The sequence below is a fragment of the Okeania sp. genome (genome assembly GCF_035285525.1).
Lineage (GTDB): Bacteria > Cyanobacteriota > Cyanobacteriia > Cyanobacteriales > Microcoleaceae > Trichodesmium.
In genome coordinates this window covers 1-21,622 of record NZ_JAYKGW010000067.1, presented here as the reverse complement: position 1 = coordinate 21,622, position 21,622 = coordinate 1, and the positions used below count along the sequence as shown (strand labels likewise).

At 34.0% G+C, this 21,622-nt stretch carries 12 protein-coding genes, 2 tRNA genes and 1 pseudogene; 7 read left to right on the top strand and 8 right to left on the bottom strand.

What is annotated here, in order from left to right:
- Positions 1 to 19: 19 nt before the first annotated feature.
- From VKJ25_RS06920 to moaC, 3 genes are all read right to left on the bottom strand, one after another.
- Positions 20 to 322 carry a DUF3181 family protein gene (locus VKJ25_RS06920; protein ID WP_324235892.1) on the bottom strand — a complete coding sequence of 101 codons (303 nt, stop codon included), beginning with the start codon at positions 320 to 322 and terminating at the stop codon, positions 20 to 22.
- Between the two features lie 833 nt (positions 323 to 1,155).
- Positions 1,156 to 1,422 (bottom strand): 2TM domain-containing protein, encoded by a 267-nt coding sequence (locus VKJ25_RS06915; RefSeq protein WP_324235891.1) that lies wholly within the window; start codon positions 1,420 to 1,422, stop codon positions 1,156 to 1,158.
- Between the two features lie 349 nt (positions 1,423 to 1,771).
- Positions 1,772 to 2,272, bottom strand: a complete 501-nt coding sequence (moaC, locus tag VKJ25_RS06910; RefSeq protein WP_324235890.1) for a cyclic pyranopterin monophosphate synthase MoaC — start codon at positions 2,270 to 2,272, stop codon at positions 1,772 to 1,774.
- A 62-nt stretch (positions 2,273 to 2,334) separates the two neighbouring features.
- Between moaC and VKJ25_RS06905 the strand changes: the two genes are divergently transcribed.
- Positions 2,335 to 2,407 (top strand) — tRNA-Arg (locus VKJ25_RS06905).
- Between the two features lie 81 nt (positions 2,408 to 2,488).
- On the opposite strand, the gene VKJ25_RS06900 is transcribed toward VKJ25_RS06905, so the two are convergent.
- On the bottom strand, positions 2,489 to 3,733 hold the full coding sequence (locus VKJ25_RS06900; RefSeq protein ID WP_324235889.1) for an MFS transporter: 1,245 nt from the start codon (positions 3,731 to 3,733) through the stop codon (positions 2,489 to 2,491).
- Positions 3,734 to 4,196: 463 nt separating this feature from the next.
- Here VKJ25_RS06900 and VKJ25_RS06895 point away from each other — a divergent pair.
- Both VKJ25_RS06895 and VKJ25_RS06890 read left to right on the top strand, forming a co-directional pair.
- Positions 4,197 to 4,374 (top strand): annotated as a pseudogene (locus VKJ25_RS06895) (IS630 family transposase); the annotation flags it as partial.
- A 178-nt stretch (positions 4,375 to 4,552) separates the two neighbouring features.
- Positions 4,553 to 5,467 carry a hypothetical protein gene (locus tag VKJ25_RS06890; protein WP_324235888.1) on the top strand — a complete coding sequence of 305 codons (915 nt, stop codon included), beginning with the start codon at positions 4,553 to 4,555 and terminating at the stop codon, positions 5,465 to 5,467.
- Positions 5,468 to 5,885: 418 nt separating this feature from the next.
- Here the strand turns inward: VKJ25_RS06890 and VKJ25_RS06885 are convergent.
- Positions 5,886 to 5,975: transfer RNA gene (locus VKJ25_RS06885), tRNA-Ser, on the bottom strand.
- A 978-nt stretch (positions 5,976 to 6,953) separates the two neighbouring features.
- On the opposite strand from VKJ25_RS06885, the gene VKJ25_RS06880 reads away from it, so the two are divergent.
- The 4 genes from VKJ25_RS06880 to VKJ25_RS06865 all read left to right on the top strand — a co-directional run bounded on the left by VKJ25_RS06880 (position 6,954) and on the right by VKJ25_RS06865 (position 16,582).
- Positions 6,954 to 7,865 carry a calcium-binding protein gene (locus tag VKJ25_RS06880; protein WP_324235887.1) on the top strand — a complete coding sequence of 304 codons (912 nt, stop codon included), beginning with the start codon at positions 6,954 to 6,956 and terminating at the stop codon, positions 7,863 to 7,865.
- 333 nt (positions 7,866 to 8,198) lie between these two features.
- Entirely contained in the window at positions 8,199 to 11,120 is a 2,922-nt protein-coding gene (locus tag VKJ25_RS06875; protein WP_324235886.1) for a tetratricopeptide repeat protein, read from the top strand.
- 704 nt (positions 11,121 to 11,824) lie between these two features.
- The gene (locus VKJ25_RS06870) at positions 11,825 to 11,968 is read left to right on the top strand and encodes a hypothetical protein (RefSeq protein ID WP_324235885.1); all 144 of its coding nucleotides are present in this window, start codon (positions 11,825 to 11,827) and stop codon (positions 11,966 to 11,968) included.
- A gap of 102 nt (positions 11,969 to 12,070) precedes the next feature.
- The gene (locus VKJ25_RS06865; RefSeq protein ID WP_324235884.1) at positions 12,071 to 16,582 is read left to right on the top strand and encodes a tetratricopeptide repeat protein; all 4,512 of its coding nucleotides are present in this window, start codon (positions 12,071 to 12,073) and stop codon (positions 16,580 to 16,582) included.
- 380 nt (positions 16,583 to 16,962) lie between these two features.
- On the opposite strand, the gene VKJ25_RS06860 is transcribed toward VKJ25_RS06865, so the two are convergent.
- The 3 genes from VKJ25_RS06860 to VKJ25_RS06850 form a co-directional block, all read right to left on the bottom strand.
- Positions 16,963 to 17,640: a pentapeptide repeat-containing protein gene (locus VKJ25_RS06860; protein WP_324235883.1), complete on the bottom strand. Its 678-nt coding sequence runs from the start codon at positions 17,638 to 17,640 to the stop codon at positions 16,963 to 16,965.
- 569 nt (positions 17,641 to 18,209) lie between these two features.
- Positions 18,210 to 19,598 (bottom strand): peptidylprolyl isomerase, encoded by a 1,389-nt coding sequence (locus VKJ25_RS06855; RefSeq protein ID WP_324235882.1) that lies wholly within the window; start codon positions 19,596 to 19,598, stop codon positions 18,210 to 18,212.
- A 349-nt stretch (positions 19,599 to 19,947) separates the two neighbouring features.
- Complete coding sequence (locus tag VKJ25_RS06850) at positions 19,948 to 21,309, bottom strand: peptidylprolyl isomerase (RefSeq protein WP_324235881.1); 1,362 nt, start codon at positions 21,307 to 21,309, stop codon at positions 19,948 to 19,950.
- Positions 21,310 to 21,622 lie beyond the last annotated feature (313 nt).

The following is a 21,622-nucleotide window of genomic DNA, read 5'->3' as shown; positions in this document are numbered from 1 at the left end:
AGAAAATACTTACCTAAAATTACATTTTTTCGCGAAACTCTGCCAAAACTTCCATTAAATCATCCTGACATTTTATCGGCAATAAATCTATCAAAGGAACTTCCTTTCTACCAGCACCTAACTTAACAGAAACACTATGCAATATTTCTACAATTTGAACTTCAGAAGGAACATCCTCAGCCAAAATCGGATAAAACTTTTCTGCTAAAGTTAAATGTAATTTCGCATCAGATAAATATAGATGCCAACCAGTAACATCAATATATACTTTATCTCCTATTTCTGCTGCTAAACTCTCAATTATTTGTGTTGTATTACTCATTTTATTTATTAGTTATTATTTATGACAGGACTTACGCAAAACAATATATTTATGTGATTGGGAGCGACATCGCAGCCATCTCAAACTTTGAAATTGCTTTCCTTGTGGGTAAGCCTAGATCGGTTATTATAGCAATCAGCAATTATTTACAACATACGGCAGATTCCAATTATATGAAGTACAGATATTAATAATTAAATGTTTTTAGCATCTTGCTAGCAATGGGTAGATTAAAAAGACTAAAACCTTTATCTGTAAATACATTCAAATTTAATCAGCAAAACCTAATTAAAACTAATTTTCTTTGGTGCATCTCATAGAGCGCCAAAATACTTTTTTCATAATTCCCTATTTTTAAGGATTCAGCTATTAGCTATCAGCAATAATACTCTATGTTTAAGGATAGATTTTAAGTGAATATAGATTTTAGACATGACTTTTATAGTAAAATTTTTATAGCTTTATTAATTAAGCTTTTATCACTCACTAAAAGTAATAGTTGATTGCTGATTCCTGATGGTTGAATGCTTGCAAATAATCACTTTAATTATCTGATATAGAATCTTGGGAAATGGAGGTATAATCTGCAAGAGCAAAAATATATACCCCATGAATTAATAATTTAGTAAGCATTCAGCTATTAGCTGTCAGCTATCAGCCATAAAACCTTGATTCTGTAATAGGTTTTAATTTCCACTCAATTAATAAAAAAATTTCATCTAAAATCAAAAACAATAGCTAGTCGCTGATGGCTAAATGCTTACGAATAGAGAGCTAATTTTTTAGTCATAACAAGAATAATTAAACCTAAATTTTTTAGCTAAATAATCACTCTAATTATCTGATATAGAATCTTGGGAAATGGAGGTATAATCTGCAAGAGCAAAAATATATACCCCATGAATTAATAATAAAGATAACCAACCACCAGTCACCCAGATAGCCCAAGGCCAATTTGCTGCTGTTAGATTACGGAAAAACCATAAACCAGAATTACTTGCAGCCAAAATGGCTACATGAATCGCAAAATTCATTCGGTCATCCAACTTCCGGAACTCTGGGTCATTACGGTCAGGTTTGCGAGGCCAACGAGGAGGCATAATATTAAAAAAAAATTTAATTACGGTTCAATTTCTTTAACTATTGTAAAGGCAACTTAGCAATATTTATTTTACCCACCCAAATTTTATTTTGGACTTTGATTCTTCATTCCAGGTATAATCCTCTAAAATGGTGCATTAAATCAGGCTCTGTAGGGGGGGGTTCACAAGTTAGTTAACGAGTTTTCACGCTTCTGTCAGATAAACCCGCCCCCTATGAAATAAACAATAGTCTAACGGGGCGGGTTTATGTATATCTGAGATTACTCATGAAAATTTCTGCTCAAAACCCACCCCTACCCTACGCACAACCGGAATCTTTTTGCAACTATTGCCCATTGCCTACTCCCTACTTAGAAACATAATCCCCAGACTTCCCACCCCTCTTACTCAAAAGACGAATTAACTCAATACAAATAGACTTTTCCAAAGCCTTAGCCATATCATACAAAGTCAAAGCAGCCACAGAAACCGCCGTCAAAGCCTCCATTTCCACCCCAGTCTCCCCCTTAGTCCTCACCAGTGACCGAATCTGATATCCAGGCAACTGCCGATCAGGAATTAACTGGACATCTATCTTTTGTAAAGGCAAAGGATGACACAAAGGAATAAGTTGGGCTGTTTGCTTGGCTGCCATGATTCCGGCCAACTTAGCAGTACCCAAAACATCACCTTTGGGACTATTACCTGCTTCAATAGCCTCAAAAGTTTCTAACAACATCCGCACTTGTCCCGCTGCCTCAGCTTCACGCACAGTCGGCACTTTAGCAGATACATCTACCATTTGGACTCCACCCTCAGAATCCAAATGAGTTAAATTTTGCTGAAATTTAGAAAAACCCCTTGTCATTTTTTTGATTTGTGCTATGATTAATTATTAGTGCAGTCAAAAAAACTTACTGCCAAAAAAAAGGGCTTGTAGCTTAGTGGATAGAGTGCGTGGCTACGGACCATGAGGTCGGGGGTTCGAATCCCTCCAAGCCCGTTTTAAATAGGAATTAGCTTTTAGCATTTATTACAATAAGTTTAAATTTTCTTGATAAATGTTTAGTGGTGATTGCCTATTTTAGTGATTAACAGAAACAGAATAATTATCTTGCCCCTGACCAAAAGCAAATCTGATGGAATGGGGTAAGTCTTTATTTGATAAAGTAATAAATACAACTATTGCTATACAAGCAAGGCCAGCATCAAGAGCAAACATACCTCTATAACCAAGTTGTTCGGCAATAAGACCGAAAGTAGGTCCAGCTAAAGCTAATCCTAAATCAAACCCACCAATACAAAAAGAGAAAAACTTACCTCTTTGATCTGGAGGACATCGGTCAGTCATTAAAGTAATCATCATTGGTAAAACTAAACCAGCAGAAGAACCACCAAAAATAGCTGCTAGTAAAACCATATTGCTACTATTTGCTAACCATAAAGTTAACATACCCAAGAAGCTAAATACCAGTCCCCCGCTAATAAAAACGCCACGACCAAATTTATCAGAAGCTCGTCCAGTAAAAATACGCATGATAAAACTAGCGATCGCTCTTGCAGTATAAAAAAGTCCAGCATTCAAAGGAATGTTATTTGTCTGGATATACAGTGGTAGAAAAGTAACAGTTGTACCAAAGACTAAGCCTATGATCAACATCACAAAAGCGGGAACCAAAACTCTACGACTCCCCAATATTTGCCAGAAATTTTGTTGCTTAAACTGATGGGAGTGAGAATTTTTTTCTACTATTGAATGTGGCTCCCAAACTAGCAAACTACACAATAAGCTCATAATTCCTAAAGTAGAGCAAACTATAAATAAAGTCACATACCCAGTAGCTTCTAATAAAAAACCACCGATCGCGGGTCCAATAGCCATACCTATTGGATTACATAAACTCATATAACCAACTAATTCTCCTCGGTGACCAGGAGGAGATAAGTCAGTTACTAAAGCAATATAACCAATGGTCATTCCAGCCATACTGATACCATGAAAAGCACGAACTGCCATTAATAAAGGAAAAGACTTGAGCAGTAAATAGCCAAGTGGAGCGATCGCTGCTACAGTTGTACCAACTATCAAGACCAACTTTCGACTCTTGGTGTCAGCTAATGGTCCTAAAATCAACCTTGATAGTAATAGTCCCACAGCAAAGCAACCCATCACAAAACCGATTTGTTGTTTTGTACCTCCGATGTAATCTAGGTAAAGAGGCAAAATAGGTAGTAAAGTGGTTATACTTGACCAAAATAATAAGCCAGCCAAGAATAAAATTATTAAACTCCGCTGTTGCTGAGGTTCAAGTGTTCTGAATATTTTCACAATTTAAGTTACCCTGATCAATCTTAATTTCTATTATTCTTATTATTTTGTAACAAATTGTAAAAATTTGCTAATTTACGAGAAAGTAGGGATTAGAGATTAGGGCAAGATGACCAGTAAGATAGACAATAAGGAAAAATATTTATCCAGTTAGTAGTGCGGAATCGAAAAGAAAAAGTTTTTAATTATACAGCAGTTTCCGAAGCTATGAGGTATTGTTACTTTTTTTCTTTTCTGTTCCCACCTTCTGTGTTCCCTGTTCCCTCAAACCTAAAATTTTGTACCTTATAACAACGGAAAGGGCTGTATTAAAGCCATTCATTCTGACTTCTGTAGGAGCAAACGGCCATTCGTCCCCAGGACTTTAAATTAACGAGTTTAACTATTAGATAGAATAAACCAACCCCCGAATTTAACATACTAAATTAGCTGTGTCAGTATAGTAGGATTAAAAAAATAAACAGAAATGCCGAACATTGATTTAGAGTTTTTGCTTGAATATAGTCCAGATTAAAGCTTAATTGAACTGGTTTGGCATTCAGCTAAAGAATATATTGCTCATCGTTTTTTTTAAATCAATTGAACAGTTAGAGTTTTGGTTACATATACTCTGAAATGAAGGAAAAATTGTTATTCAATGAAATCCCAAAGTTAAAAATAAAGGTAATTCTGTTAATGTGGTTTAAATGCTTAACAGCTTATTAATATTACATTACGGTTTAATAGTAATAAAGTAAACAAATTTTTAACGCTAACTTAACAGAGATAAAAGTATTGATTTTCTCACTTTCCTAATTACAAGAGATACTGATAACTGAAATGACATTCTTTGATAAAGATGAACAACTAAATATCATCGCTAAAGAGATTATAGAAACAACCAAGTTAGAATTTTCAGAAGTTAATTCTGAACAAATAGCTATAACTTGGTTAGTATATGATTCACCAATAACCAGAAATATTCAAAATGCCACAGAATTTTGGCAAACACAAGTTCGGGGTTGGAGCGAGCATGGTGATGAACGAATATATCCGGGAAAGATAGTCCACTTATTCTATTTAGTAGCTATTTATGAGTGGCTAGAAAAAGGAATGGTCAAAACTTCACCAGAGCTAGAAAGAGCAATTCAAGATATGATCCTTTCTGTGAATCACGATGCGACTGGTCTAGTTGTGGATGTATTGACCGGAACTACCAGTGGACCAGAATTATCACTGGGACCTTTTCAAACTTGGAAATATCAACGTAATTTTGTCAACCGTTATTTTCAATCTCTCAAATGGCCTGAGTTCAAGTCTATTAACGTTAATCAAAAAACATGGCTTGATGGTCCTTATGGTCGAGAACAGATTTTTCAAGGACTATTGATGGAGAATCGGAATATGCTCACAACTAATGCTACAGCTCGTTTATTACATAGTATTATTGGTGGGATTGCGGTATCTCCCCTAGCTTCAGAAAAAATGATGAGTTTATTCAAAAGAAGTCCTAGCCAAAGAGATGGAAAAGATGTAACTACAGGTTTCTTGAATGAGAGCTTTCCTGAAAATACTAATGTATGGTCTATGGGAACTATAGGTACTTACATACGTCATAGTTTTTCTTATGTAGAGCTACCAGACCTTTACCCATATCTCTTAGTTCTATTTACAGAAGGCAAGGAGATTAGTAGAAATGAGAAAATACTACCCTATATTTCCCAAAAGTTTGTAGAGGCAATCAAAAAAATGTGAGCCAAAAATGAAGATGCCAAGTTAATTGGCACACCTAAAATAGTAGGTTATATCATTGGGGGGCAAATTTATCTATAAAATTAGGACTTAAATTCTTTTTAAGGAGATGGGGTGATTATATTTAGACTGACACGGCGAAATGATGTAGGTTAGGTTTCACTATCGTTCAACCTAACAAAGCCTTAATTAATATTGTTATTGTTGGGTTTCGTCCCTCAACCTAATCTACATTTTTTCAAGCCTTAATATTATATAGTTGGGTTTCGTTCCTCAACCCAACCTACATTTTTTTAAGTCTTAATTAATATTATATTATATGGTTGGGTTTCGTTCCTCAACCTAACCTACGTCGTTTGAGGAGAATAAAAAATAAGTTCAGTATATCAAGTTTCTGCTGATAACTGAAAACTGAAAATAACGGAGAGGGAGGGATTCGAACCCTCGGTACGGGGTTCTCCCGTACAACTCATTAGCAGTGAGCCGCTTTCGACCACTCAGCCACCTCTCCTTGGGTAACAGATATTTATCATAACAGATGTTTTGTAATTATGGCAAGTCTATTTTCAAAATTTTTTTCATGCTTAATTTTCCAAAGAGGTCTTTAGGAGTTGAAAGTCATTATTTAAAAGAGTTATAGCACCATCATTTTAGAGCTATGGCAATATAAGAGTGGGAATTACTATAAGCATAATAAATACTAAAGTTAATTCTAATTAATATAGATTTAAGAAATATTTATATAACAGAAAGAAGACAGAGTAAATTAAAGATTTGTTCCCCAAAAAATATTAGATCAATTTGTAAATTTGGTAATTGACAATTAATAAAACTGTGCTAGACTGTGAAGTGATTGAATTTATTGTTCAAAAAAGACTGTTAAAACCCTTTGAAAGTTTATAAAATACCAATTTACTTGGATGAAGTGGTGCAAAAAAAATAAACTTGACGATAGTTTTAAAAATCTAGTCAAATATGCTTTACTTTTGTATAAGTACAAAAACAGTTAACAACTCAATTAAAAACCTGATAATTTTGGCATAGTGCAATTAAATATTAATTAAAAAAGTTGATTTTATGTAATGCACTATACTAATATCTAGTCTTTGAACAAGTTGTTATATAGTTTTAGTAGATAGACTAATACTAAAAATTACTCCCCTATAGTTTTGGACTCAAGATTATTATGACAATTAATACGGCTAAATAGTTCATTAATTAGAAGTATCTAAAAAATGTATCCCTTGTAGCAGAAAATTTACTGTCATACATATCTCAAAAAATAATTATCTAATCAGAATAAGTCTCCAACAAAGGGGAACAATAATTATCACCGTAATGTCTAAGTGAGCAAGGGTTAAGTTTTGCCTATAAACTATAGATATTAAGTGAACAAAAAAGGTCATCTATACAGAATCTAAAAATTTGCTCTCTGAGCAAGTCTAATATAAATTAACAATAGTAAATTCTAGAAAACGAGGTAAATCAAGTGAGTAACATAACAACGGTAGTTGCACCAGGAACCGAAACTAATGCGGGCGTGCCCAATCCTGATGGAGGAATCACATTTGAATTAGCTGCCGATAATACTAGCCAACGTATTGCAGGATCAACTGGTACTGACAACGTAAAAACTGGTAGTGGTAATGACACAATAGCAACAGGTACAGGAAATGACGACGTCGATGCTGGTGGTGGTGATGACGTAGTTGATGCTGGTGGTGGTGATGACGTAGTTTTAGGTGGTAGAGGAAATGACAACGTCAAGGCAGGTACAGGAGACGATGACGTTGATGGTGGTAAAGGTGATGACACTGTAGATGGTGGCGATGGAGACGACTTTATCCTGGGTGGTAGAGGTAATGACCTATTAGTTGGTGGAAATAATAACGATGACCAAAATGGTAATCGGGATAATGATACCGTTGATGGTGGTTCCGGTGATGATACCGTTGATGGTGGTAAAGGTAATGATAGTCTAATAGGTGGCTCCGGCAACGACTTAGTTTCTGGTTCCAGAGGTAATGACACTTTAACAGGTGGCTCTGGGGACGATACTTTCTTCTTCTACTTCAATGAGGATGGTAGTTATGGAGTTGACACCTTAACGGACTTTGGTGTTGGTAATGATAAGATAGGTCTAGCTGTTAGTGCTCCAGCGGGTGGTACATTTACTGCGATAACTGGAACTGTAGGTGATGCACTATCAGCAGATCAGTTTGCAGTTATTTCAGACTTTGCTGCTAATGGAGGCGATGCAGCTTCACAAGCCATCGTTTATGACCCAACTGATGGTTCCATATACTACAACCCAACAACTGGTGCTGGGGATGCTGTGAAGATTGCTGAATTAACTAATACTCCTGAAACATTAGCTGCTAGTGACTTTGAAATCTTCTAACCCTAGTTATTAGTTAGTAAACCTGGTTTGAAGTATGGGTATAGCCCAAATATGAAGATATTGACTCCCTCCTACACTTTAGGAGGGAATTTTATTTGGGTAAATACAGTTGATAACTGGAGACTACAAATTTAGAATTTAGAGTTTAGCAATAAGTGTAGTGGCGCATCAAGTTTGAAAATGTGGGGAGCCAAAACCTAACCCCCGAGAAAACTCCGATATCCTGGGAGGAGAGGGGTTGGGGGAGAGGTATTCTAGGTTGCTTGCTTCTAAACCACAGTTTTAGTCTTGATGCGCCAAGATAAAAAAATACTGTTACAAATAGTATCAAAGATGAAAATAGAAAAACATCTTAGATTAGCAAAATCATACTTGACTGAAGGTCAATTAAGTCAAGCAATAAAAACCTGCCAAGAAATTTTAGAAGTACAACCAAACTCTGCTGATGCTTACAGAATATTAGGGGAAAGTTACGATGCAGAAAATAATTTTGAGCAAGCTATGTATGCTTATGCAAAAGCTCTGGAAATTAAACCAAAATATGCAGAGGTTCATGCTTTTTTAGGTCAGTTATATAGGCGGAAAAAATGGTTGAATGAAGCAGCTAGTCAATATCAAAAAGCGATTGATTTAGGACTGAAGTGGCCGACAGTATATTATAATTTAGGTAATATATTTTATCAAGTTAGGTATTTAGAATCAGCAGTAAAATTATATAAAGATGCAATTATTATTAAACCAAATTATGTCAAAGCTTATTTTGGTTTAGGTAAAGCTTTAGAGTTGCAAAAAAATTATCAAGCCGCAGTTGATGTTTATGAGAAGCTAATAAAAATAAAGCCAAAGTTGTTAGAGGCATATAATCGTTTAGGTGCGGTTTTACTGAATCTGAATCTAACAGAAAAAGCTACTGAAGTTTATCGACAGGCTTTAGTTTTAAAACCTGATTCAGGCAGTTTATATAATAATTTTGGTTTTACTTTATTAAATAAAAATCCGATGGAGGCGATCGCTGTTTATCACCGTGCTATAGAGTTGGAACCTAATCTGATTAAGGCTCATTATAATTTGGGTAAAGCATTACAAATTATTGGGGAGCATGAATTAGCGGTAAAATCTTTTGAGGAAGTTATTAGACTGAAGGGGGAAAAAGATGCGGAACAGGATAATGTATTGGTTTATGGTGATTGTACTTTTTCTTTGATGGCGATAGGAAAAATAAAATCTGCTTTGGTTTATTTAAAAAATGTAGTGACTCATCAATTTGTTGAGGGTTATTGTCGGATATTGGAGGAAAGTTTAGGAGATGGGAAGCAGGTAGTATCTGATGAAATGTATTTGACAAAAGTAGCTCGTTTTAATTTTTTTCAAGAGTTGGAAAAGTTAGATTGTGATTCTGAAAGTTATCAGCAACAATCTGAAAAAGTTGGTCAATTTTTGTGGGAATATTATGTTAATTTTGGCAATGTTTTGATGGAAAATGAGTTTTATGAAGGTGCAAGTGATTTTTATCAAAGGGCGTTACAAATTAAACCAAGTTCATCTGAGGTTTATTGGTTGTTAGGGAATAGTTTGGTTAAGGAAGGGCGGTTAAATTCGGCGATTATTAATTATCACATTCTTTTGCAAATTTTACTTAGTGAAAATATGGTTGATGAGACGGCAAGGGTTTATTTTAAGTTGGGTAAAATTCTGGAAAAACAACGGAAATGGGAAGAAGCAATAGATTATTTTGGTAAGGTATTATCTGCAAAAGTACAGTTAGCTCCAAGTATTTTAAATAATGGTTTTCAAACTTATCAAAAGTTGGAGGGGTTATATTTATCTACAAAAGATTGGATTAAGAAATTTGATGGTGAGAGTTATCAAGGACGATTTATAGAGGTAAAATTAGAAAATTTACCGACGGAATATATAGAAGAAGTTTCTAAGTCTCCTATTCAAGTGGATGTTGAAGATAGGCAGAAAAATTTAGAATGTCTAGGATTAAATTGTTTTGAATGTTTAAGGCAAATTTATCAGTGGTTTGAACCTGAATCTTTTGCTCAAGGGATATATCGTATTGGTATTCGGGATAAGTTTGGGGAAGATATTTTATCCCCCCTCACCCCCCTTGGGAAGGGGGGGACTGATGGGAAGGGGGGGACTGATGGGAAGGGGGAGACTGAATCTTTGAACCTTCTTGGGAAGGGGAGGACTAAAGAAGTCTTGACAAAAGATGCAAAAGATGATATATCAGGATTTTCTTACTTTCAGAAACTTTCTCAGAATCCTACCTTCATAGCTATAGTACAGTCCGGAAGAGCTTGGATAATGCCCAAAAAAAATTACTGGAGATTATGTCATGGTATTGCGGTTATGACTCCAGATAATTATCTATTGGCAGATTTGTCTAGGGAATATCCATCTCCATTACCAGGATGTACAAAGCATGACCCCAGTCAATATCACATTTTTGACTATGAGGAACTACCACCCCTAGAAAAAATAGATGGTAAGGTGGCAATATTATCGGTATTGTCAGGAAGTATCTATTTTCATTGGATGGTAGACTTATTACCGAGAATAGAAATATTGCGCCTGGGTATTAATCTAGAAGAGATTGATTGGTTTGTAGTTAATAGTTATAAACATCCTTTTCAACGGGAAACTTTAAAAAGTCTTGGCATCAAAGAAGAGAAGATTTTAGAAAGCGATCGCTATTCTTATATTCAAGCAGAAGAGTTGGTCGTTCCCTCTTATCCTAGTTATTTGGGATGGTTACAACCTTGGGGGTTAAAATTCTTGAGGGAAGTTTTTGGGAAAAGTATAACTAATAACCAATCAAATTTTTCGGAAAGAATATATATAGGTAGAGGTAATGCTAAGTATCGGCGCATAATGAATGAAGAAGGGGTGGTAAAAATATTAGAAGAGTTTGGTTTTACTTGTGTGGCTCCAGAGTCAATGTCCCTAGAAAATCAGATTGCTACTTTTGCTCATGCGAAAATTATAGTTGCTCCTCATGGAAGTGGTTTAACAAATATAGTATTCTGTAATCCAGGGACAAAAGTAATTGAACTTTTTTCACCCCACTATCTCAGATACTATTATTGGCATATTAGTCAATTATTAGGATTGGATCATTACTTTTTAATTGGTGAAACATTTAGTTGTTATCCGATGAGAAATATAATGTATGAAAGTTCTTTAGTGGAGGATATTTTAGTTAATTTAGATTCATTAAATCAAATTCTCAAAGTTATAGATAATTGATAATTACCTATTCCTAAAAGGTAGAGGATTGACTGAAAGGAAAGAGTTTATTTCTCTTGAACGATTGGATATGGCGTTTGGCTAAGGTAAAACTTTGTTGATGTAATGCATCGCCAATGTTGACGCTTTTAGGATTGCTATGATTTTTAGTTATTAAGTTAATTATCAGAGCAAAAAAAATTAGTTTCTCAAAAGAATTAAAAGTTATGTTTGCGGAAAGCTTAGTATCCCATAGGGAAGCATTTCGTAGGAAATAAAATTGGCGCTCGGCTAATTTTCAATTGTTTTATTATTTACAATAGCTGAATACTTACATTGTATTTTTCTGACAAATCATTTATTATGGCTATAGTTTTGTGTATTAGGTATTTAGACAAGTTGATTTTATATTAAAGCAGATTCGACTTTGGTGAGGTACACCTGTCGTAGGCAAAATGCCGGCACTAGATGGATTTAATTCTAAATATATGTACTTCATATACCTGGAATTTGCTATATGATTAAACTTGTCAATCTAAATTCAAACTCATCCCTACTATGGCAACATTTATTACAACAGACTTAGGATTTTTGAGAGATATCTGAAAAAAGAGAAAGGATGGATAGAAAGATTTGCCAAAAGACTTTTTTTCTATTTCTTTATTACAACAGACTTAGGATTTTTGAGAGATATCTGAAAAAAGAGAAAGGGTAGATAGAAAGATTTGCCAAAAGACTTTTTTTCTATTTCTTTATTACAACCTTTTGAGAGATATCTGAAAAAAGAGAAAGGATGGATAGAAAGATTTAAAGATTTGCCAAAAGACTTTTTTCCTATTTCATTGTTACAACAGACTCAGGATTTTTGAGAGATATCTGAAAAAAGAGAAAGGATGGATAGAAAGATTTGCCAAAAGACTTTTTTCCTCCATACCTATTCCCAGTTAAGTGTTCCCTAAAAAAAAGAGAAAATGGTATTAACAAACCCTTCTAAAAGTGCAGTAGAAAATTTCCACGAAAAAGCAGAAGCTTATTTAACCGAAAAGAAATTTGATGAAGTTATAGCCTCCTGTAAATTAGCAATAAAAATCGAACCAAGTTATGCTCCTGCATATAAAACTTTAGGTAATGCTTTGCAAGTACAAGGGAAGTTAGCAGATGCAGAAATTTGGTACAAAAAGGCATTAGAAATTCAATCAGACTGGCCGGAAGTATGTGCTAATTTAGGTAGTTTATATGCCATCCAGGAAAAATGGCAAGAGGCAATATCTTATTATCAAAAAGCTGTAGAAATAAAACCAGATTTTGCTGGAGCATATCGTAACATGACGAAAATTTGGTTACGTTTAGGCAACCAAAAATCTGCTACATATTGTCAGTATAAGATATTGTCTATAGAACCAGAAAAATCATCTTCAGAAGAAGCGATTAATTTAGGAAAAACTCTTCAGCAACAGGGTAGTTTAAACGAAGCAATATCTTGTTATCGGATAGCAATTAAATTAAATAGTAATTCTTCAGAAGCTTATCAAAATTTAGGAGAAGCTTTAAAAAGACAAAACAAATTAGATGAAGCGACAGTTTGTTTCAGGAAAGCTATTGAACTGGGAGGAACTGGTGCAAAAATAGAAGATTTTGGAGATACTTTAGTATCAGCTAGTCAAGATAATTTAATTAATAGAAGAATTGGTAGAAAATTAGATTCAAGTGGTAGTGATACTTTGGTTGTTGCCACAAATAACAATGATATTCCTCCTCAACCAAATGTGCCGATAGTTAATACTGAAAATATAGAAGCTTATATAGTTGAGGCAGAAACTTATTTTATCCAAAAAAGATGGCAGGAAGCAATTACTCTTAGTCAGCAAATTATTAAGATCAAACCAGAACCCAAAGCTTATAAAATAATAGGCAATTCTTTACACGCTATGGGTAAATTACCAGAAGCATTAGATTGGTATAAAAAAGCATTAGAAATTAAACCTGATTTTGGGGAAGTATATGCAAATATGGGAACGATATTTGCTCAACAAAAAGAGGCAGAAAAAGCTATACAATCTTATAGAAGAGCAATAGCAATTAAACCAGACTTTGCTGGAGCATATCGAAATTTAGCGAAAGTTTATAATCAAATTAATCAACCAGCAGAAGCAGCAGAATATCTCTATGAAGCACTAAAATTAGAACCAGAAAAAGTGTCAGTAGCAGACTTTCTACTAATAGGAAATAATTTTAGTGAAAATGGTCAACTACAACAGGCGATCGCTTGTTATGAAAGAGTATTATCTGTTAATCCTAATAATTTAGAAGCTTGTCAAAAATTAGGGGATATTTTCTTGAAACAAGGGCAATTACAGCTAGCTTTACAAAATTATCGAAAAGCTGAAAAGTTAGATTCAAATAATTCAGAAATTAAGGAAAAAATAGGAAGTATTTATTATAAGACTGGTGAAGTTTTCCAAGAACAAGGAAAAGTAGAAGAGGCAGTTAAAGCTTACACTTTAGCAACAGAAATTTATCCACAAGATGATGTACCTTACGGCAAATTAGGAGAAATTTTCTCCCAAGAAGAGAAATGGGAAAAAGCTGCTACTGTCTATCAAAAAGCAAGTGAAAATAAACCAGATAATTCTTGGTATCATCATGGTTTAGGAGAAGCTCTGAAAAATTTGGAAAAATGGGAAGAAGCTGTCAACGCTTACCGCAAAGCTATAGAGTTAAATCCTGACTTTCTTTGGTCTCATAATAACTTAGCAAATTGTCTAGTAAAATTAGAGAAATGGGAAGAAGCAGTTGCACCTTATCGTAAAGCTATAGAATTAAATCCCGAAGCATCAGACTTTAGCCTAACTTGGTCTTATTTTAATTTAGGAAATGCTCTTTGGAAGATAGGAAGTTGGCAAGAAGCAATAGAACCCTATCGTCGCGCTTTAGAATTAAAAGAAGATATACCAGAAGCTTATCAAATATTAGGAGATGCTTTGAAAAAACGGGCTACATTAGATTTAAAAGAATCAGCTAAATGGTATAGGAAAGCGATAGAAGTTAACCCCGAAAATGAGCAACTTTATCACAAAGCACTAGAGGTCGATCCAGAAGATGATACACTTTATTTACAATTAGCTAATACATTAGTCAAAAAAGGTAAAAAAGCTGGAGCGATCGCTTTTTATCAGTTAGGTTTACAGATTAATCCAGACAATGAAGAAATTCAGGCAGAATTAGAAAAGATATCATCTCATAAAAAGAGGAAAGTCAAACATTATTTACCTGAAATAAAGTCAGAAATTAAGGTTAATGATTCACGGAAAAGTTTAACTCCAGTTATATCAACTCCAGTTAGCTCCCCAGAAAATTTATCTCCAGATATTTCAACTTCAGTAAATATTAAACCTGTTAAATATACAAGAGAAAAAGAAAAAGATTATTTATATGAATTGTGGTGTAAGGTAAACTTACCTAACTCAGATAAACTAAACAAAATGTCGGAAAATATAGAATTTTTCGGATATCAACCATTGATTAGTATTATCTTGGTAGAGAAACAATTATCTCCTCATTTTGAAGAGACAATTGAATCATTAATTTATCAAGTTTATCCTAACTGGGAACTTTGTTATATTGCTAAGGAACTTCCTCAATATTTACAGACAGAAACCAGAATTAAATTAGTCTTAAAAAGTGAAAATCAAGATATTGCTACAGACTTAAATTCTGCTTTAGCTTTAGCAAAAGGAGATTTTGTGGCTCTCTTAAATTCTGACGATATTTTAACTCCAGATACTCTCTATGAAATAGCAGAATTTCTGAATAAACGTCGGGATTCAGATATGATTTATTCTGATGAAGATAAAGTGACCAGTGAAGGAGAATTTATTGAACCACACTTTAAACCAGATTGGTGCCCAGATTCATTTTTATCCCGAATGTATACAGGTCATTTGTGTATATATCGCCGAGAATTATTGGAAAAATTGAATGGTTTTCGAGTGGGATATGAAAGTAGTTGTGAATATGATTTAATTCTCCGTTTAACCGAGATAACTGAAAAAATATTCCATATTCCTAAAGTATTTTATCACAGCAGAATTTCTGAGAATGAAGTAACAGAAATAGATTTACAAATATCAGAACAAACTGCTAAAAAAGCAATAGAAGAAGCATTAACCAGAAGGGGAGAAATAGGAACAGCTTATAATGTACCTGAACATCCTGGTTTCTATCGAGTTCGGTATCAAATTCCAGAGAAAAAGTTAGTCAGTATTATCATTCCTACTAGAAATTTAGGGAATATTTTAGATAGATGTCTACAGTCAATCTTTACCAAAACTACTTATCCAAATTATGAAGTAATACTGATTGATAATGGTAGTGATGAACAGGAAACTTTAGATATTATTGAGGGTTGGAAAAAGAAACAACCAGAACGTTTCAAATGTTATGAGTTAGATATTCCTTTTAACTTTTCTAAGATCAATAATTTTGCTGTAGAAAAAGCAGAAGGTGATTATTTACTATTCCTAAATAATGATACAGAGATAATAACTGCTGACTGGATAGAAGCAATGGTTGAACAAGCGCAAAGAAAAACCATAGGAGCTGTCGGAGCCTTATTATTATATCCAGATGATACAGTTCAACACGCTGGAGTTGTGTTAGGAATGCGGAGTGTTGCAGATCATAGTCACCGAGGTTTTGCTCCTACAGATACTGGATATAAAGGTCAACTTATTTCTGTGAATAATTATTGTGCTGTAACTGCTGCTTGTTTAATGTGTCGTCGAGAAGTATTTGATAAAGTTGGTGAGTTTGATGAAGGGTTAGAAGTAGCATTTAATGATGTAGATTTATGCTTAAAAATGCACCATCAAGGTTATCGAAATGTTTACTTACCTCATGTTGTTTTATATCACCATGAATCAAAAAGTCGGGGAGTAGAAAATACTGGCAAAAAACAACGTCGTTTCCAACAAGAAATTCAGACAGCAAAACAGAGGTGGAAACATTTAATAGATGCCGATCCTTGCTATCATCCTCATTTAACTAGACAGCATGAAGATTTTAGTTTAAGGATTCAAACAAATGTAGAAGTTGCTGTTAGTATATTTGAAAAAGATGCAGAAATAGTCGGTTGTTCTATAGATGTACCTAAACCTGGAGTAGAATATAATGTTAATTCTATTTGTATAGGTGGATGGGCAGTAGGAAGAAATTCTCAACCAGTAGTAGTTAAACTAACTTTTTTAAGTGGTTCACGAAAAGTTTTGCGCGATAATATTCCTGCTAATATACATCGTCCAGATGTAGGTCATATTCATCCTGGTTATCCTGGTGCTCAACATTCTGGTTTTTGGGGAGAAATAGAAGTAGCTGAAATTGTACCAGAGTCGAAAATTTTGTTAGAAGCTGTTTTTAAAGATGGTTCTCATGTACGACTGGGGACAGTAAGTTTTAAGTGTCCTGATTTAATGGATAATGAATAATGAATAATTGATAATTGATAATAAAAATTATCTCTAATTAGGGTTTGGTTGTAGAAAGTCTTACAGCGCTTTTCACTCTCGATGAACCACCGGAGCCATAACCAACATCTCGTAGGGACGCCCTTATGCAACTTCCCTACTGTGGTTTACTGAAACGAAAACTGCTGTAAATAGGGAAAAATGCTAGTTTGTACAGGGTTTGGAGACCAAACCCCTACGATATTAAATTCTAATGATACTGCCGGATTTGATATTAGACATATCGTTGAACAAAAAAATTACTTTTGTTCTCCTGCTTCCCTACTGTTGAAAAAAGACTTTTTCATCAAACCCTATTTATTCTTCTTTCTTGTTCCTTCTTCTTTCTTCTTTCTTCCTTCTTACTTATTTATTGAACCATCAGGCATAATAGTTCCTCCCATAATTACTCCTTTTAAATCTGTATTAGCAATCATTGCACCTTCCAAATTAGCATTACTTAAATTAGTTTTTTGTTTATAACCTCGGAAAAAGAAACTATGAAAATCTGCTCCACTCAAATTAGTATTAGCAAGATTAGCATATTCTAAGTTAGTACCACGGAGACTAGCACTACTTAAATTAGCTCCTATCAAACTTGCTCCCCATAGCCTTGCCTCTAATAAATTAGCATTAGTTAAATTAGCATTAGTTAAATTAGCCAAAGTTAAATCAGTTTCTAATAAATGAGTGTTAGTTAAATTAGCATTTGTTAAATTTGCTCTGTTAATATTTGCTCTATATAAGTTAACCTTTTCTAAATTAGCTCCTGTTAAATTAGCTCCCGAAAGGTTAGCTCCATTCAAATCTGCACCTTGAAAATTTACACCTGTTAAATTAGCTCCTTCAAGGTTAGCATCTTTTAAATTAATTCCATGTAAATCTGCTTTACTTAGGTCACATTGTTTCCATAAGAATGATACACACCAATTATTTTGTAAAAGATGATTAATATCTTCAGAATTAGCTGCCATAACGGGTGCAGATAAACAAAAATAGATGAAAAAAATAAGGAAAATAATAGTTGCTAAAAATTTCATTGTTAAAGCTATTTTATTAATGAATAATTAATAATGAATAATTAATAATTAGGGCTTGCTGAATAAATAGAAAAGCTTTTAGTGGTAAAAGTTTGCACCTTTTTTAGTGTGAAAAAAGTACAACTTTTTGACCTTAAGCAACCAAAAAGTTAGGATTTGGAGCAGAATAATTACAAAAAAAATCAAGGGATAATATTCTCACTAAATGTTCTAAATTCGCATTCCTCCTGGATTGCAGGATTGCTGGATTATGGCTCCTTACCACTGCTAAAAGACTTTTACGGTTCCCGATAAATCAGCAGACCCTAATTAATAATTGATAACTAGACAGTACAAATTTATAGGAATAATGATTAGTAGCTAAGGCTTTCAGCTATCTAAAGGTAAGAAACTTTATATTCGGAACTTTAAATGCTGTAAGCCTTTTCCAATTATACTTTGCAGTATACTCTCTAATTCTTAATTCTAAATTTTTAATTTGTACTCTCCAGTTGATAAAAACTATCTCTAATTATCAATTTATTCGGTAATCATTCAGCAAAAGTTACTGATAACTAAAAAGCCATTAATTAACCAAAACGGAGAGCATAATCATCAGAACTAACTACAAAAATGCTACTTTCAACATCCTCTATAACAGAGTTTTCAACTACTCCTAATATCAAACCACTACCCAAAGTTCTAATTACAGTATCTCCATCAATAGATTGATAACTTAAATCTTCATCAGGAATAAAGTCAGCATCAGCAACTACAAGAATTTCATCACCATCTGTAAAACTAAAGTCAGTAATTCTTGTAGCTTGGTCTATTTCATTTATCTCATCCAGTTCCACAATATTAACTTGCAGAATAAAACTATCTACACCCTCACCACCTGTTAAAACATCAACACCGCGATCGCCAATTAAATAATCATCTCCTCTTCCACCTATCAAAGTATCATTTCCCTTTCCACCTCTTAACCAGTCATCACCTTGTAAACCAAGAAGGGAATCATTATCTTGATTGCCACTGAGAATATTATTACCATCAGTACCTTGTATCTCATCATTACCTTCTAAACCCATCATTGTTAAAGAGGAATCATCAACTTGACTCATGGTAAGTCTATCATCACCATCAGTAGGGTCATTCTCATTAACCTGACTAGCAGCCAATATAGGTCCCTGAATATCTGAATCATTATCATTAGTTGGAGTAAATCCAAAGTCGTCAGAGTTTGTATCCGTTGGCACCAGAAAGTTGATCTTATTTGCGCCATCCTGGTTAGCATATTCATTAAGTAAATCAAAGTCAAGCACAATATCTGATACCCTCGTAGGAATCTCTCCTTCTACAACCCTAGCAATAACAATGCGATCGCCTTCTCGAAGTTCTTGTACAACATCAAAACCATCAGTCACTTCACCAAATACCGCATAACCACCATCCAACTGTTCACTAACATCTTCTACAGGAATATAAAACTGGGAAGAAGCGGTATCTAATACTTGAGTACGAGCCATAGCTATTACCCCTGCTGTATTAGATAAAGTTACAGGTGCATCAACTATTTCGTTATAGAAAATTTCTCCTGTTTCTGCAACTTGAATTTCCAGAGGTATTTCTCGTTCCTCACCTGTTTCTGGGTCAATATAACCTCCTGAACCTAAATCATCAATGGGAAAATCAGGGTCTCGACCTTGGGGGTCTCCACCTTGAATCACAAAACCTTCTACAAATCTGTGGAATGCTAGAGAATCATAAAAATCTTTCTCTACCAAGTCAACAAAGTTAGCTGCTGTCACTGGAGCGCTTGAGGAATCAAGTTGAAGAGTAATTTTTTCTTTTTGGGTTTCTTCTTGAGTTTCAGAATCTGCTTGTGATGTCCTCTGTACGACCATTTCTACTACCACATTTTGGCCTTCTAGGTCAGGTAAGCCCAGTTGTTCTAAAAACTCCTGTGTTTCGTCCATTAGTTAGTTAACTCCAATTGTTCATAATTTTTTATTTTATTATATTAGATTAGATTGCTGATTTAACTGCCGATAAAAACTGATTCAATTAAGAACAAAAATGCAAGCATTCAGCAGTTAGCCATCAGCTAATAGATTCATTACTTTTAGTTGATAACTAGACCTAGTCGCTATTGCGCTTCAATTCTCTAATTAACAATATAGTTATTAAGTTAAGCAAATGTTTGCTTTATTCATTAAAAAACTGATAGCTAATAGCTGAATACTTACACAATTTTTTTTTAAAAGAGATTTTTTCATAACAATAAACATTCCAAAGTTAGCCATTAAATAGCTAAATGCTTACTAATCATCCAATTCTCAACGCTGCATCTCCAGAAGGTAGTGCATCAGGTATAGAAATATTAGAAAAATCAACCAAGAAAGTCGCACTTTTAACTTCTTCTGCGAAAGAATTATTCACAATACCAAGAATATTATTATTAATATTATTTCCTCCTTCTTTTTGAATAACCGTACTATTACCTTGCTGAATAAAAATAAGATTATATATTTCTTCTGAAACACCAATTCTATCTCCCTCTAAAAAATTAAAATCTTCTATCGTATCAGTATTATTCTCTTGATTTTCAATTACTGCCAAAACAAAAGTATCTGCACCAGATTCTCCTCGCAAATTATCAGTACCACTATCACCAATTAAAATATCATTTCCTTCACCACCAACTAAGAAATCATTATCTTTACCACCCCGCAAAAAATCATCCCCTTTACCACCCAATAAAGTATCATTATCTAAATTACCATTCAGAATATCATCATCAAGATTGCCAAATAATAAATCCAACCCTTTTCCCCCTCGAATATAATCAGAACTATCCCTACCATCTAAACTATCATTGCCCTGATTACCATTAATAACATCATTAATTATTGAACCTCTAATTTGATCGTTTCCTGCCGATGCTAATACACCAAATACTTCTTGAGATAATTTTGTAGAAATTTCAAAAATATCATCTTCAGCAGTTAATTCTGCAAAGAAATCAATAGACAATGGAATATTCGCACGATTAACAATATTAATAAAACTATTGAGCAAATTTGTATTAGTAATAATTTCTGAAACTCTACTAGGAACTATTCCTTCTGTAACTCTGGCAGCCGTAATACTATCACCTAATTCTGCTTGTTTGATAACATCTAACCCATCTATTACATTACCAAAAATGGCAAAACTACCATCTAATACTGGTAAGTCATTTAAAGGAATATAAAATTGAGAAGATGCTGAATTTAAAGTTCCTAAACGAGCCATTCCAATCGCACCTTCCAAATTTGGTAATCGTACTGGAGGAGAAATTATTTCATTATAAAAAATTGGTTTTTCTATACCTAAAGCTTTAATTTCTAAAGGAATAAATCTAGTCTCATTGGTAATCGGATCGACAAAATTTCCATTGCCTAAAAGTTCCAAAGAAATATCTAGATTTCTACTAAATGGATCCCCGGCTTGAACTAATGAAAATTCTGGTTGATTTTCGATGCGATGAAATCTCACATTGTCATAAAAGTTTCGTTCTACTAAATCAACAAAGTTACCTCCAGTTATTGGTGCATTAAATCCATCAATTTGAATGGTAACTATTTGATTATTAATGACTATTAATACTGTTGCTAGACCAGATATTTGTGGTAAATCTTCTTCCATTTTTATCTAATGTTTAACCAAAAGTTGATTTGTATAACTGTTTATAGTTTACCTAAACCCACCCTCTTCTCTACAACGTCAAAATATGTTATGGGGCGGGTTTAGCTAACAGAAGCGTCAAAACTCGTTAACTTTCGTTATAAAACTCGCCCCTACTGTTGATGAGAAAATACTGTAGGGGCGGGTTTTACCAGAGATTTCCCTGTATAATCCCAGACTTATCTAAACCCGCCCTCTTCTCTACATTGACCAGAGATTTCCCTGTATAATCCCAGACTTATCTAAACCCGCCCTCTTCTCTACATTGACCAGA